Source organism: Acidovorax sp. Root275 (assembly GCF_001428965.1).
In the GTDB taxonomy this organism is placed as follows: domain Bacteria; phylum Pseudomonadota; class Gammaproteobacteria; order Burkholderiales; family Burkholderiaceae_C; genus Acidovorax; species Acidovorax radicis.
Map to the genome: position 1 here is coordinate 487528 of NZ_LMJH01000010.1, position 14565 is coordinate 502092.

The 14565-nt window shown below is 65.3% G+C and carries 11 protein-coding genes and 1 other RNA gene; 10 read left to right on the forward strand and 2 right to left on the reverse strand.

The window, feature by feature from the left end; genetic code table 11:
* The first annotated feature begins 71 nt into the window (after nt 1-71).
* From ASE52_RS21575 to ASE52_RS21590, 4 genes are all read left to right on the forward strand, one after another.
* A complete protein-coding gene (locus tag ASE52_RS21575) occupies nt 72-1766 on the forward strand; it encodes an MBL fold metallo-hydrolase (protein WP_057229109.1) in 1695 nt (564 codons plus the stop codon).
* 171 nt (nt 1767-1937) lie between these two features.
* Nucleotides 1938-2723: an rRNA pseudouridine synthase gene (locus ASE52_RS21580; protein WP_057229112.1), complete on the forward strand. Its 786-nt coding sequence runs from the start codon at nt 1938-1940 to the stop codon at nt 2721-2723.
* A 251-nt stretch (nt 2724-2974) separates the two neighbouring features.
* Nucleotides 2975-4237 carry a YjgN family protein gene (locus ASE52_RS21585; RefSeq protein ID WP_057229113.1) on the forward strand — a complete coding sequence of 421 codons (1263 nt, stop codon included), beginning with the start codon at nt 2975-2977 and terminating at the stop codon, nt 4235-4237.
* A gap of 2 nt (nt 4238-4239) precedes the next feature.
* A complete protein-coding gene (locus ASE52_RS21590; protein ID WP_057229115.1) occupies nt 4240-5469 on the forward strand; it encodes a M48 family metallopeptidase in 1230 nt (409 codons plus the stop codon).
* Nucleotides 5470-5544: 75 nt separating this feature from the next.
* Here the strand turns inward: ASE52_RS21590 and rnpB are convergent.
* Together rnpB and rtcR are read right to left on the reverse strand one after the other, a co-directional pair.
* Nucleotides 5545-5985: RNase P RNA component class A (rnpB, locus tag ASE52_RS23440), an RNA gene on the reverse strand.
* 10 nt (nt 5986-5995) lie between these two features.
* Entirely contained in the window at nt 5996-7630 is a 1635-nt protein-coding gene (rtcR, locus tag ASE52_RS21595; RefSeq protein ID WP_057229117.1) for an RNA repair transcriptional activator RtcR, read from the reverse strand.
* 721 nt (nt 7631-8351) lie between these two features.
* On the opposite strand from rtcR, the gene ASE52_RS21605 reads away from it, so the two are divergent.
* The 6 genes from ASE52_RS21605 to cysK all read left to right on the forward strand — a co-directional run bounded on the left by ASE52_RS21605 (nt 8352) and on the right by cysK (nt 14377).
* Nucleotides 8352-9491, forward strand: a complete 1140-nt coding sequence (locus ASE52_RS21605; RefSeq protein ID WP_057229665.1) for a slipin family protein — start codon at nt 8352-8354, stop codon at nt 9489-9491.
* 27 nt (nt 9492-9518) lie between these two features.
* Nucleotides 9519-10259 (forward strand): hypothetical protein, encoded by a 741-nt coding sequence (locus ASE52_RS21610; protein ID WP_057229119.1) that lies wholly within the window; start codon nt 9519-9521, stop codon nt 10257-10259.
* Nucleotides 10260-10281: 22 nt separating this feature from the next.
* Nucleotides 10282-11508 carry an RtcB family protein gene (locus ASE52_RS21615; protein WP_057229121.1) on the forward strand — a complete coding sequence of 409 codons (1227 nt, stop codon included), beginning with the start codon at nt 10282-10284 and terminating at the stop codon, nt 11506-11508.
* A 140-nt stretch (nt 11509-11648) separates the two neighbouring features.
* The gene (locus ASE52_RS21620; protein ID WP_140426310.1) at nt 11649-12197 is read left to right on the forward strand and encodes a hypothetical protein; all 549 of its coding nucleotides are present in this window, start codon (nt 11649-11651) and stop codon (nt 12195-12197) included.
* Between the two features lie 7 nt (nt 12198-12204).
* The gene (gene rtcA / locus ASE52_RS21625) at nt 12205-13290 is read left to right on the forward strand and encodes an RNA 3'-terminal phosphate cyclase (protein WP_241777073.1); all 1086 of its coding nucleotides are present in this window, start codon (nt 12205-12207) and stop codon (nt 13288-13290) included.
* Between the two features lie 169 nt (nt 13291-13459).
* Complete coding sequence (cysK, locus tag ASE52_RS21630) at nt 13460-14377, forward strand: cysteine synthase A (RefSeq protein WP_010462416.1); 918 nt, start codon at nt 13460-13462, stop codon at nt 14375-14377.
* Nucleotides 14378-14565: the final 188 nt, after the last annotated feature.

The following is a 14565-nucleotide window of genomic DNA, read 5'->3' on the forward strand; positions in this document are numbered from 1 at the left end:
GCACAGTGATCGGGCCGCGCTCCCAGGGCGGCAGATGGGCACCCGCTGTGCGCCGCCTCGATAATGGGGCGATGCCCCGCTCCACCCAACAGCTTCACCCCTTCCGCGAACCCGTCGCCACCCGCCCTGCCGCCACCGTGCTGCTGCTGCGCGATGCCACCGCCGCTGGCGGCGCGGGGGGAATCGAGGTGCTGATGACGCGGCGCTCCGACAAGGCCAGCTTCGCACCCGGCGCCTATGTGTTTCCCGGTGGTGGCATCGACGCGCTGGATGCCGCCCCCGACACCCACGCCGCCGCAGACCGCCGCCCCACACAGAGCGACCTGCACCTGACCCAGGCCATCGCCGCCATCCGCGAGAGTTTTGAAGAGCTGGGCGTGCTGCTGGCCCGCCATGCCGATGGCCCCCGCAAGGGTTGGATGGCCGATGCGCAGGACATCGCCGGCATCGACCGCCACCAGCCTTTTGCCGCGCAGTGCCAGGCCCGAGGCCTGCGCCTGGCGGCCGACAGCGTTTTCCTGCTGGCCCACTGGACCACCGACCGCGACCTGCCACGCCGCTTCGAGGTGCCTTTTCTCGTGGCGCGCATGCCCGAGGGCCAGGAGCCCGTGGCCGACGAAGCCGAGCAATTCGAGCCCGTGTGGGTGCGCCCGACGGATGCGCTGGCGCGGCATGAGGCGGGGCAATTCTTCATGATCTTCCCGACCATCCGCACGTTGCAGCGGCTGGCATCTTTTGCCACCACGCAGGCCGTGTTCGACACGCTGGCCGACGAGTTGCCCCTGTGGAGCAGCTGCCCGCGCGCGGGCACATTGGCCGGCAAGGAAGCGCGCTACATGGAAAGCGACATGCCCTACGGCGAGCTGGCGCTGGTGTGCCCCGACGGGCAGATCGTGCACCTGCTGGACTGGCAAACCGAGCGCCCCGTGCCGCTGCTGCGCAACGTGCAGCGGTTGACCGCGCCGAACCCCGGCGTGATGACCGGCCCCGGCACCAACAGCTACCTGGTGGGCGACCCGGCCACGGGCTTCATCGCCATCGACCCGGGCCCGGCAGATACCGAACACCTGGACAAGCTCTGGCGCGCCGCCGGGGGCGACATCCGCATGATCGTGTGCACCCATTCGCACCCCGACCACGCGCCCGGCGCCGCGCCGCTGCAGGCACTGTGTGTGCAGGCGGGCAAAGCCCGCCCCCCCATCCTGGGCCTGCCCTCGGCGCCCACTGCCCGCGCGGCCAGCGCGTTCACACCCGACAGATCGCTACAAAATAATGAGCTACTCACGCTTGATGGACAAGCGCCAGATGGCAAAACAACCCATACCCTGCGGGTGATTCACACCCCCGGCCACGCGGCCAACCACCTGTGCCTGCTGCTGGTGGAAGATGCCCTGCTCTTCAGCGGCGACCACATCCTGAACGGCAGCACCACGGTGGTGGACCCGCCCGACGGCAACATGGCCGACTACCTCGATTCGCTGGACCGGCTCGACGCGGTGTGCGCCGAACACGGCGTGGAATTCATCCTGCCCGCGCACGGCTATGTTCTGGGTGATGCACGCGGCGCGATTGCCAAGCTCAAGGCCCACCGCCTGGCCCGCGAGGCCAAGGTGCTGGCCGCCATGCAGGCGCTGCCCCAGGGCAGCATGGACGACTGGGTACGGCACGCGTATGACGACGTGCCCCCGCGCATGTGGCCCGTGGCCCAACGCTCGCTGCTGGCCCATGTAGAACGCATCCGTTCGCAGCAGCCCGGGAATGATTGATGCCCCCTGAGGCGCTGAGCGCCTTCCCCCTCAGGGGACGCCACCGGTGGCCCGGCAAAGCCGGTTCCACGGTGGCACTGGCATGCGGCAGCGCCCGTTTTGAAGGCACCGCCGACAATCACGCATTTGCCCCTTCGATTCCCATAGGCGCATGCCGACCCTCCTCACCCCATGACCGACAAGAACCCTGATCCCACCCACATCCGCCTGGCCAAACGCGTGGCCGACCAACTGAACTGCTCGCGCAGCACGGCCGAGCAGTTCATCGAAGGCGGCTTCGTGAGCGTGGACGGCCAGGTGGTGGAAGCCCCCGGCGCGCGCGTACGCCCCGACCAGGCCGTGACGGTGGCAAAAGACGCCAGCCTGCTGGAGCTGACCCCGGTGACCTTGCTACTGCACAAGCCGGTGGGTTTTGAAGCGGGCCTGGGTCTGCCCGCCGGGCAAGCGGCCCACGCCAGCCGCAGCCAGGGTGCCGCTGCAGCCGCCACGCTGCTGGGGCCTGCATCCCACCTGGCCGAAGACGCCTCGGGCATCCGCGTGCTGCAGCGCCATTTCAAGCAGCTGGAATGTTTCACGCCGCTGCCCACCGAAGCCAGCGGGCTGGTGGTTTACACCCAGGACAAGCGCATCGCGCGCAAGCTGGCCGAAGACATTGAGTCGCTGGAGCAGGAATGCATCGTGGAGGTGAAGGGCGACATCGCATCGAACGGACTGCAGCGCCTGTGCCACGGCCTCTCGTTCAATGGCCGCCCGCTGCCGCCCATCAAGGTGAGCTGGCAAAGCGAGACCAAGCTGCGGTTTGCACTCAAGGGCATCCGCCCCGGCCAGATCCCGGCCATGTGCGATGCCGTGGGCCTGGCCGTGGTCGCCTTGAAGCGCATCCGCATCGGCCGCGTGCCGCTGGCCAAGGTGCCCGAGGGGCAGTGGCGGTATTTGCAGCCGTGGGAGAAGTTCTGACTCCCCCTGAGTCGCCTTCGGCGCCATCCCCCTGAGGGGGCGCACCCGGTGGCCTGGCAAAGCCAGTTCCACGGGTGCGCTGGCAGAGGCGCGCCAGCTGCTAACGGCGGGGCGTGCAGAACCATTGCCACAACGCTTGCTACCAAAAACATAGCTATCAGCGCTTAACAGATAAGCGCCAGAGGCCAATTCAGTCTAAACTTTTCTTCCACAGACCGCTGCTACACTGCGCGGCAAACAGGAGGGAGTTCATGAGCCAACCACCATCAGACAGCACAGCGGGGCCGATGTCCACGTTCATGCCGCAGAACATCGACGCGCATCCGCTTGAATTCACAGGCAGCGGGGGCGAATATTTCCGGGTGTGGATCGTCAACGTGCTGCTGTCCATCGTCACCCTGGGCATCTACACCCCCTGGGCCCGGCGCCGCACCGCGCAGTATTTCTACAGCCACACGCTGGTGGCGGGCAGCCCGCTCGAATTCACGGCGCAGCAGCGCAAGATGGTGATGGGTTTTGTGCTGCTGATGCTGATCACCCTGGCCTACAACATCGCTGCCAACACGGGGCAGGATGCCGCCGTGGGCGTCTTGCTGCTGACCGGCGCCGTGCTCTCGCCGCTGATCTGGGGCAGTGCCATGCGTTTTCGCCTGGGCGCCACGCGCTGGCGCGGCCTGCGCCTGCAGTTCACCGCCCACTGGAAAGAGGTCTACCTCGCCAGCTGGCCTCTTTTTGCGCTGGCGCTGGTGTGGTTTGGGGTGTTCTTCGGCATGCAGATCCTGTCGCCCGAACTGGCCGACGTCTTGCAGGAGGTCGAAGATGAAGCCGCCAACCCCAAGATGCCATCGTTCACCCCTGCCATGGGCGGCCTGCTGCTGCTGGGCCTGGTGCTGACGGTGTTGTGTTTCATCCGCCTTGAATACAACTACAAGAGCCTGCTGGTGCTCAAGGCCCAGGTGGGCGCCGAAAAAGGCCGCTGGAAGCCGGTGTACATGGACTTCGTCAAGGTGTGGCTGGCCACGGTGGCCGTGTTCATCCTGTGTGTCGTGGGCTTCGCGGCGCTGATCGGCATCCTGGCAGGCAGCTCCATCGCCCTGGTGGCCAGCCAGAGCGACCGCCTGGGCCTGTGGATGTTTGTGGTGATCATCGTGTCCATCATGGCGGGCATCTTCATGCTGATCCTGGCATCGGCCCCCGCCCGGGCGTACCGCGAGGCACGCATGTTCCAGCTGATGTGGAACAACATCGGGGTGAGCCATGTGGCGCGGTTCAAGTGCCACCTGAAGAGTGGCCGCTACGTGGGGCTGCGCATCAAGAACATGCTGTTCACCCTGCTCACGCTGGGGCTGTACCGCCCGTTTGCGCGGGTGAGTGAATACCGCATGAAACTCGAATCCGTCACCCTGCATGTCAAGGGCGGCGTGGAACAGGTGGCGGGCGCGATGGTGCGCCAGCAGCAAAACGGCCTGGGCGATGCGCTGGCCGACGCTGCGGGCCTGGACCTCATCGGTTGAGCATGCCCGTCCCAGTGAACACAGACCTGATCCAAGGACGTTGGTTCGACGGCCAGAGCAGCAGAGCCCGCCCCGTGATGGTGAGCCTGCGGCCCACGCCGCAGGGCCCGTCGCTGGTGCTGCATCCGCTATCCCAGCCCGGCACCGAGCCGGTTGTGTTCGCCTGGAAGGACGTGGGCTGGCCGGAGGCCTGGAACGAACACAAGCCCCAGCCCCGGGTGGTCGTGGACCTGCGGGACCACGGTAGCCTGGAGATCGATGCCGTCAGCGAATGGCGCGCCGCCCTGGCCGCCGCTGGTGAACGCCCGGGCCTGGCCCAGCGCATGCAGACCCGCTGGCCCGTGCTGCTGGGTGTGACGGCTGCGGCCGTCATCGGCCTCACGCTGTTCTACCGCTATGGCACGCCCTGGGCTGCCACCCAACTCACCCGCTTTGTGCCTCTGGGCTGGGAAACCAGCGTGGCCGAGAACGTGCTGCGCCAGATGGACGATGGCACGCTCAAGCCCAGCAAGCTGCCCAAGGAGCGGCAGGATCAGCTCAAGGCGCGCTTTGACGCCCTGGTGCAGCACACGCCCCCCGCCCTGCAGCGCTACTCCGGCTACCAGCCCCCTTTGAGCCTGGAGTTCCGCTCCGGCATGGGGGCCAATGCCTTTGCCCTGCCCGGCGGCAAGATCGTGATGACCGACGGCATCGTGAAAGCAGCCACCGACAAGGGCCTGCCCGATGACGCGCTGGTGGGCGTGCTGGCCCACGAGATTGGCCACGTGGTGTACCGCCACACCACCCGCATGGTGGTGGAGCAAGGGGTGCTCAACATGGGGCTGGGCCTTGCACTCGGAGACGTATCGGCGATTGTGTCCACCGGTGCCTCGGTGCTCACCGGCCTGGCCTACAGCCGCAACCATGAACGCGAAGCCGACTGCTACGCCATCGCCGTGATGGGCCAGGCAGCCCTGCCCACGGCGCCCATGGGCAAGCTGCTGCTGGCCATTGCGCAGGATGAAGAGGAAGAAGACAACAAAAAGAAGAAAGAAGAGAAAGAAAGCCAGGACAAGGCGGCGGTACCAGCGGCCGCGCCCGGCGCGAGCAGCCCTGAACGCTCGCGCAAGCGCAAGATGGCGGAAGACATGGCTTCGCACCCTGTCTGGTCACTGCTGAGCAGCCACCCCGACACCGTGGAGCGGGCCACGGAGCTGGAAAAGGGACACGCGCCCCACTGCGCGAAAAGCTGAATAGCCGTGGCGTGCTCCGCGCTGGGCATGGCCGACACCGCCGGCGCCCGCTCCAGGCAGGGAGAAGAAAATAAAGTGTGAAGCGCGCCGATAAGCCGGATTCTGTGCACCACGGTTGCCCGCAGTGTGACCGCCATTAATCTGGGCCGGGTGTCGCCACCACGGCTCGGTGCTACCTACCCGCCAACTCTGCGGAACCACATCAACGTTGGCCTACTTGGTATTGCTGCGCGTAGAGATTGCCCGTTTCACCCGAAGCGGGCGCCGCCCGCTTCGGGTGGCTAGGGTCTTTGCGGCTTGCGCCACAAACCGTCTGGCTTGCGCCAGCCGTACCCGCTTGCGCGGGTGACCGATAGAACACCTTCGGTGGCTTGCTGCCTGCTCCGACTCGTCTCTGTTGCTCTGATCCTCACCTCACGGTGGGCAGCCGTTAGCTGCTACGCTGTCCTGTGCAGTCCGGACGTTCCTCCAGTGCCTGGTTTCCCAGATTGCACCAGCGGCGGTCTGGCGCGCTTCACGGGCGGGATTATCGCCCAGCGGCAGCGACACGATCCCAGTCCAGCCCAAACCGTGCCAGGTACTTGCGCAGCCGGTCCGCATCGTTGACCACCGTGCGCTGCGCGCGCGAGGCCTGGAACAGCTGGCGCCCCGCGTCGGACAGGGTGCGGGCCTTGCGGCACACCTGCAGCACGGCCGCCAGTTGCAGCTGGTCGAACAGGTCCATGGCTTCCACCGTTTCTTCGCCCAGCAGGACCGCAAGATCGTCGCGGCTCAATGCGCCGTGCGTGGGCGCCAAACCGTTGCGCGCGTCGCTGGCGGGCTGCCACAACCAGCGCAGTCGGGCCATTTCGGCCTCGACCAGGGGCAGGCCAATGCGGCCGCTGTCGGCCAGTGTGGCCAGGCGTGTCACGCTGGCCGAGAGGTCGCGGAAGTTGCCGGTCCACAGGGCCTCGGGCGACTGGGCATAGCGCAGGTAGGCGGCGCGCGCCTCATTGGAAAAGCGCACGCTGCGGCCCAGCTCGGCGCCTGCGCGGGCCAGCTGGTGGTCTACATTGGGCTCGATGTCTTCAGGCCGCTGCGCCAGGCCCGGCAGCACATAGCTCCAGAGGTTGATGCGCGCGTACAGGTCTTCACGAAAGCGCCCTGCCGCCACCTCGGTGCGCAGGTCGCGGTTGGTGCCGGCGATCAGCTCGAAGTCGCTGGCCACTTCCCGGTCGCTGCCCATGGGGTAGAAGCGCTTTTCCTCCACCGCCTTGAGCAGCATGGCCTGCTCGTCCAGGCCCAGTTCGCCAATCTCGTCGAGGAACAGCACGCCCTTGTGTGCCGTGCGCAGCAGGCCCGCACGGTCGGCCGCCGCACCGGTGAAGGCGCCTTTCTTGTGGCCAAACAGCGTGGACGCCGCGCCGTCGCCATGCAGCGTGGCGCAGTTCACTTCCACGAACTCGCCCTCCACCTGGTGGCGCGACTTTTTCAGCTCGAACATGCGCCGCGCCAGGTGCGACTTGCCCGCACCCGTGGGCCCGGTGAACAGGATGGGCGCACGCGAGCGCACCGCCACGCGCTCCACTTCGTCGATCAGCGCGTTGAAGCGCGCATTGCGCGTGGCAATTCCGCTCTTGAGGAATTGCACTGCATCTCGCTGCTCGGCGCCGAAGCGCTGGGCGATCACGTCATAACGCGACAGGTCCAGATCGATCAGCGCATAGCTTCCCGGGTCGCCCATCTGCTGGCGCTTGGGCGGCGAGGTTTGCGCCAGCACGCCCGGAATGCGGCGCGACTCCACCAGCAAAAACAGGCAAATCTGCGCCACGTGGGTGCCGGTGGTGATGTGGGTCCAGTATTCCTCGCGCTCGGTGTCAAAGCGGTAGGTCTGGGTCCAGTCAAACAGCTTGGCATACACCTCGCCAAAGTCCCACGGGTCGGCAATGGGCAGAAGCACCAGGTTGACCGTGGTCTCGGGCGAAGCGGTGGCCATGTCCGCGCGCACCTGCTGGGCCAGCTCGCGGTGCGGCGGGGTGTAGAGCAGCTCCAGCCGCTCGATCACCACGTCTTCATGCTGCACCAGCGACACCGTGGGGCGCCATTTCTCCCACCGCCCTGCGCCCCTGCCGGAGTCGAGCTGGGTGCCCAGGAAACCGATCACGACCTTGTGTTTGCGCATTCTATTTGTCTATTTAACTAGCTTTCATTCTAGTTAATTCAAATCTACAAACAAAACCCATCCAATGCCTTCGAGAATTTCTCCATACAAATCAACAGCTTAAAAATTTTCACTCACAACACACTGGCTGGCACACATCTGGCAATAAGGAAGACATCCAGCGCAAGCGGTGACCGCTCACAGGCCGGGGTTAGGACCAACGTTCGCCCCGCCGGTGCAGGGAATCCGGGCCATCAAGGCCTTGTCGATTCCCCGCATGCCGCACACCGCAAACGCTGGGTAACGGCAAGGTCGGGTGACGCCTCGCAAGAGGACGTGCCGGGTTCGACTCCCGGCTTGCCACCACTGGTAGCTCAGTCTGGTAGAGCCCCCCGAAAGGGGTTGTCGCAGGTTCGATTCCTGCCCATGGCCGCAAGGCCAGCACTTGGAAGTACCGGTCGAAAGACCACCCGCCGAACGCGGGGAGTTGCCCCAAGGTGGCGTTTTTGGACGCAACCGCAAGGCAAGGCCCCGTCAGCCGGTGGCGGTTTGTGCCAGCACCCGGCACAGCCCGCGCCCGCAGCCAGCCACGCTGCCGCCCTGCTTGCAGGGCAGCAACCACGGCGCACTGCAGGGCCCCGGCTGCGCCCGCTGACACCCCGCCATCGCTGTAACGGCACCCTGATTGCCATGACAACAACGAAGAAGTAACGACAAAGAAAGAACGAGGAGAAGAAAAATGATGAAGTTGATCCAACGCACCACCGTGAAGAAGAACGAACGCGCACTGCTGCTGCGCAACGGCAGCTTTGACCGCGTGCTCCAAAGCGGCACCTACTGGCTGTTTGCGGGCATGGACCAGCTGCGCGTGGAAACCTTCGCCCTCGAACAACCCGCCTTCACCCACGGCCTGGCCGACTACCTGATGGCGCAGGAACCCGCCGTGGTGGCAGCAGAGTTTGTGCAAGTGAACCTGTCGGAACAGCAAGTGGGCCTGCGCACCGAGAACGGTGTGCTGGTCGAAGTGCTGCCGCCCGGCACCCGCCGCCTTTATTGGAAGGGCCTGGTGGAGGTGAGTGTGCAGGTGATCGACCTGGAGGCGGGCCCCGAGCTGCCCGCTGCCCTGGTGGCGCGCCTGACGCACACACAACTGCGCCAGCGCAGCGTGACCGGATTGACTGGCGTGCTGCAGGTGCAGGTGCCCGAGGGCCAGTGCGCGCTGCTCACCATCGACGGCAAAGTGGATCGGCTGCTGTCTGCGGGCGCCTACGCGTTCTGGAGGTACGGCCGCACCATCGCCGTGGAGCTGGTGGACCTGCGCCTGCAGACCGTAGAGGTCTCAGGCCAGGACATCATGACCCGCGACAAGGTGAGCCTACGGCTGAACCTGTCTGCCACCTTTCGCTACACCGATGTGCTGCGCGCCTTTGCCCAGTTGCAAAAGCCTGCCGATCACCTGTACCGCGAACTGCAGTTTGCGCTGCGCGCCGCCGTGGGCACCCGCACGCTCGATGAGCTGCTGGAGAACAAGACGGTGATCGACGACGTGGTGACCGCTCACATGGCCGCCAAATTGCAGCCCTTCGGCATGCAGCTGGAGAGCGTGGGTGTGAAGGACATCGTGCTGCCTGGCGAGATGAAGACCATCCTGACGCAGGTGGTGCAAGCGGAGAAGCAGGCCCAGGCCAACGTGATCCGCCGCCGCGAGGAAACCGCCGCCACGCGTTCGCTGCTTAACACCGCCAAGGTGATGGAGGACAACCCCGTCGCCCTGCGCATGAAGGAGCTGGAGACGCTGGAGCGGGTGGCTGAGCGGATCGACAAGATCTCGGTGTTTGGTGGCCTGGACCAGGTGCTCAATGGCCTGGTGAAGATGCGTTGAGCATCCATAGACAAAGAGAAGATCGTGATGAAAGCAAAGAAACTGACTGCGCGTGAAAGGCGCCTGAGCCGGGAAACCACCTCAGTGAGTTGCGAGTCCGTGGGACTGGACCGGGCGGTCTACAGCGCAGCCTTGCGCTACCTATTCGACCGCCCCGTGCCTGAAAAAGGCGGACAAGAGTGGTACTGGGATATCGACGAGCCCCAGTTCGAAGCCACACCGCTGCAATGGACACATATCCAGACCGTGCTGTTCGCCAACGCGGGTACCGACCTGGCGCCCTACAGTGACGCCCAGGTCGGGATGGGCCTGAACCATGTGATGAGCAACAACGCCGGAGACATTCCGCACATGGTCAACGACCCATCCGTGCCCCTGGTTGATGCCATGCGCATGGTGCGGGCCTTGCCCACCCTGTGGCGCGACTGCCTGGGGCCGCGCCTGAGCACCGAGCAGAGCGCGATTGGCAGCCGAAGCGACCGCCTCTACTTCGTGAGCTACATGTGGTTTGACGTGTGGCCCTCGTTCTGGAACGCCAAGCACGCTCCCGAATGGTGCGACGCGATGTGGAAGGTGCTTTGTGAAATGCTGGCTATGCCCTGGCGCGAAGCACAGGTATCGGCATTGCATGGGATCGGCCATGAGGGCAACCGCCTAAACCGGCACCAGGAATTGCAGGCACACATGGATGCCTTTATCCGCCAGGTGAAGAACGACGACGAACTGAAAACCTATGCCCAGGCCGCAGCCCGTGGAATGGTTCAATGAACAACAAAGACGAAAGAACAATATGAACAACAACAATTACGAACAATACGAAGTGCCGAACGGCGTGCCCGTGAAGATGTGGACGAACGGCGTCCCCGTGGAAGAAGAAGCCAGGAACCAGCTGCGCAACATCGCGCGCCTGCCCATCGTGTTCAAGCACGTGGCGGTGATGCCCGACGTGCACCTGGGAATCGGTGCCACCATCGGCTCGGTCGTGCCGACGCTCAAGGCCATCATCCCCGCTGCGGTGGGCGTGGACCTGGGGTGCGGAATGATGGCGTGCAAGACCACGCTCACTGCCAGCGACCTGCCCGACAACCTGTCCGGCGTGCGCGCCGCCATCGAGCGCGCGGTGCCAGTGGGGATGACGCCCAAGCGCTTTGGCCGCGATAAGGGAAGCTGGGATACGCCGCCCGCCGAGACCGACCGCGCCTGGGCAGGTCTGGTGGATGAGTTCGATGAGATTTGCGAAGCGCACCCCCGCATCAAGAACACCAACAACTACAAGCACCTGGGAACGCTGGGAACGGGTAACCACTTCATCGAGATCTGCCTGGACGAACACCAGTCCGTGTGGGTGATGCTGCACTCGGGCTCGCGTGGGGTGGGGAACGCCATCGGCACCCACTTCATCGAGCTGGCAAAGAAGGACGCCGAGATGAACCAGCGCAACCTGCCCGACAAGGACCTGGCGTACTTCGAGGAAGGCGCGCAGTACTTCGGTGACTACGTGAAGGCCGTGGGGTGGGCGCAGAAGTTCGCCGCCGCCAACCGCGAGGTGATGATGGGCCGCGTGATTGCCGCGCTGCGCAAGGTCATCACCAAGCCGTTCGAGACGCACATTGAGGCGGTGAACTGCCACCACAACTACGTGCAGCGCGAAACGCACTTCGGGCAAGACGTGTTCGTGACCCGCAAGGGCGCGGTGAGTGCCGAGCAGGGCAAGCTGGGGATCATCCCGGGGAGCATGGGGGCCAAGAGCTTCATCGTGCGCGGAAAAGGCAACCCCGAGAGCTTCAACAGCTGCAGCCACGGCGCGGGCCGAACGATGAGCCGCACCAAGGCCAAGAAGCTGTACACCGTGGAAGACCAGATCAAAGCGACCGAAGGTGTGGAATGCCGAAAAGACGCGGACGTGATCGACGAGATCCCGATGGCGTACAAGAACATCGACGCGGTGATGGCTGCGCAGCAGGACCTGGTGGAGGTGGTGTACACGCTCAAGCAGGTGGTTTGTGTGAAGGGATGAAAACTGCCGATTCACTACAACTTTGATAGCCCCTGGCGCTTGTCGATCAAGCGACAGGGGCCATTTTTACCCACAACGAAAAACAAGAATGCTGCTTTCTATCATCCGATGGACGGCTCGCAGCTGGGGAGAGAGGCGAAATGATTTCCGCCCAACTGATTCGTCAAGCCGAAACGGATATGAATGGACTCCATTCAGCCTGTCGTGCAGCGGCTTCGCGGAGGAATGGAAGCGCCGCGTTGCGCAAGGAGCATCTGCGCGCCGCAGAAGAGTTTCGAAAATACCAAAGCCCGTTGTTGGAACTATGGAGTGCACAAGCCCAGCGCGACATCGTGGCAGGTAGCGGTGGATGGCGCGGCACGGCCATTCTGTACTTGCAAATCAGCCCACGGTTCTTCCGCTCAGGCTATTTGCGCGATGTGGTCTGCACCAGACTCAAGCAAGCCTCGCTAACCCACTCCGAGCGCAAGGACGTGCAAGACGCTCTACTGACATCCATCGTTCGCCGCCCTTCCACGGGCAGCTTCCGATACGACTGCCGGCTGGCCATCAAAGTCGCAGACAGGTCATTTCTGCAAGAGCTACGCGCCCTGTGTAAGACCCGCAACCCGTGGATATCCGGCAGAGCGCAGCGCATGGAGCAAGTCATCCTGCGCCATGCCCCACCCTCTTTTCCAACCGACATCTGAGGTCAACTTGAGCGAGACACTTATCCGCCTCGGCAACGCAATTCACAGCCCCCTCACCCTCGACGGCTCCACCGGCGAGGGCGGCGGCCAGATCCTGCGCACGGGCCTGGCCCTTTCCATGGTGACCGGCCGGCCGCTGCACATCACGCGCATCCGCGCGGGGCGACCCAAGCCGGGGCTGATGCGCCAGCACCTGGCCTGCGTGCAGGCGGCGGTGGCCGTGTGCGGCGGGCACGCTGATGGGGCCGAGCTGGGCTCGCAAACGCTGGTGTTCACGCCTGGCGCAGCGTGTGCGGGCGACTACCGCTTTCAGATCGCCACGGCGGGCAGCTGCCTGCTGGTGCTGCAGACCGTGCTGCCCGCGCTGATGCTGGCGGGAGGCGAAAGCCGAGTGCAGCTGTCGGGCGGCACGCACAACCCGATGGCGCCGCCGTTTGATTTCCTGGAGCGGGCGTTTGCGCCGCTGGTGCGGCGGCTGGGTGTGGGGCTGGATCTGCAACTGCAGCGGCGCGGGTTCTACCCCGCTGGAGGTGGTGAGGTGCTGGCGCACATCACGCCTGCAGCGCTGCCGTTGACGCCAGTGGATGTACTGGAGCGCGGCCCGCTGCAAGACGCCTGGGGCGAAGCGCTGGTGCCGGGCCTGGCGCGCAACATCGCCACGCGTGAGCTGGACGCCCTGGGCCAGCGCATGGGCTGGACCTTTGAATCCGGCCGACTGCGCCAGCCCCCTGCACGCCAGAACGAAGGCCCGGGCAATGCACTGCTTGCCACGCTGGAGTACGAACACATCACCGAGGTGTTCTGCCAGCTGGGCGAGCGCAGTGTATCGGCCGAGCAGGTCGCCAAGCGGCTGGTGGACGAGCTACGCGCCTACCAGCGCAGCACGGGCGCCTTGGGCCCGCACCTGGCCGACCAGTGGATGCTGCCGCTGGCCCTGGCGGTGTGGCGCAGCGGGCGGGCCGCGCGCTACACCTGCACCGAGGTGACGCAGCACACGGCCACCAACGCGCAGACCATCGCGCTGGGCCTGCCGGTGCGGGTGCAGATCACGCCGGTGGACGGGGCCATGCGGGTCGATATCGCACCGGTGTAGCCCGCAGCCCGAACCAATGCCCGGGCCGGTTCCGCAGGCAGGGGCTGGGGGCAGCCCCTGCTGGCCGGCCTGCAACCCACAGGCCCCGGCATATCCATATCACCCAGACAGCAGAACAAGTGGTTCAGAATGCGCGTCACACCCCTCTTTGCACCTCACAGGAGACGCCATGAAAGTTGACAACATTCTGCAGACCATCGGCAACACGCCCCACGTGCGCATCAACCGCCTGTTTGGCCCAGCGGCCAACGTGTGGGTGAAGTCCGAGCGCAGCAACCCCGGCGGCTCGATCAAGGACCGCATTGCGCTGTCGATGGTGGAAGACGCCGAGAAGTCGGGCGCGCTCCAGCCCGGCGGCACGATCATCGAGCCCACCTCGGGCAACACCGGCATTGGCCTGGCGCTGGTGGCGGCCGTCAAGGGCTACAAGCTCGTCCTCGTGATGCCCGACAGCATGAGCATCGAGCGCCGCCGCCTGATGCTGGCCTATGGTGCGCAGTTCGATCTGACCCCGCGCGAAAAAGGCATGAAGGGCGCGATCGCCCGCGCGCAGGAGTTGCAGGCCCAGACGCCTGGCTCGTGGATTCCGCAGCAGTTCGAGAACCCGGCCAACATCGACGTGCACGTGCGCACCACGGCGCAGGAGATCCTGGCGGACTTCCCCGACGGCATTGATGTGCTGATCACGGGGGTAGGCACGGGTGGCCACATCACGGGCGTGGCGCGGGTGCTCAAAGCCAAGTTCCCCCAGCTCAAGGTGTTTGCGGTGGAGCCCACGGCCTCGCCGGTGATCTCGGGTGGCGCACCGTCACCCCACCCCATCCAGGGCATTGGCGCAGGATTCATCCCCAAGAACCTCGACACCAGCCTGCTCGACGGCGTGATCCAGGTCGATGCAGAACCAGCCCGGGAATACGCACGCCGCTCTGCGCGCGAAGAGGGCATCCTGGTGGGCATTTCGTCGGGCGCCACGCTGGCTGCCATCGCACAGAAGCTGCCCGAGCTGCCTGCGGGCGCCAAGGTGCTAGGTTTCAACTACGACACGGGCGAGCGTTACCTGTCGGTGGAGGGGTTCCTGCCTGCGTAAGTTGCCCCCTGAGGCGCGTCGCACCCTCCCCCCAAGGGGACGCACCCGGTAGCCTGGCAGAGCCAGTTCCACGGGTGCAATGGCCTGGGGGGCGCCAGTTTCCAAGGTGCTGGGGTGGCTAGCCCCTGGTGCCAGCCCTGTACCCAGCACGCAGCTAAGAACGTGTTCACGATCTAAGACACGGGGTC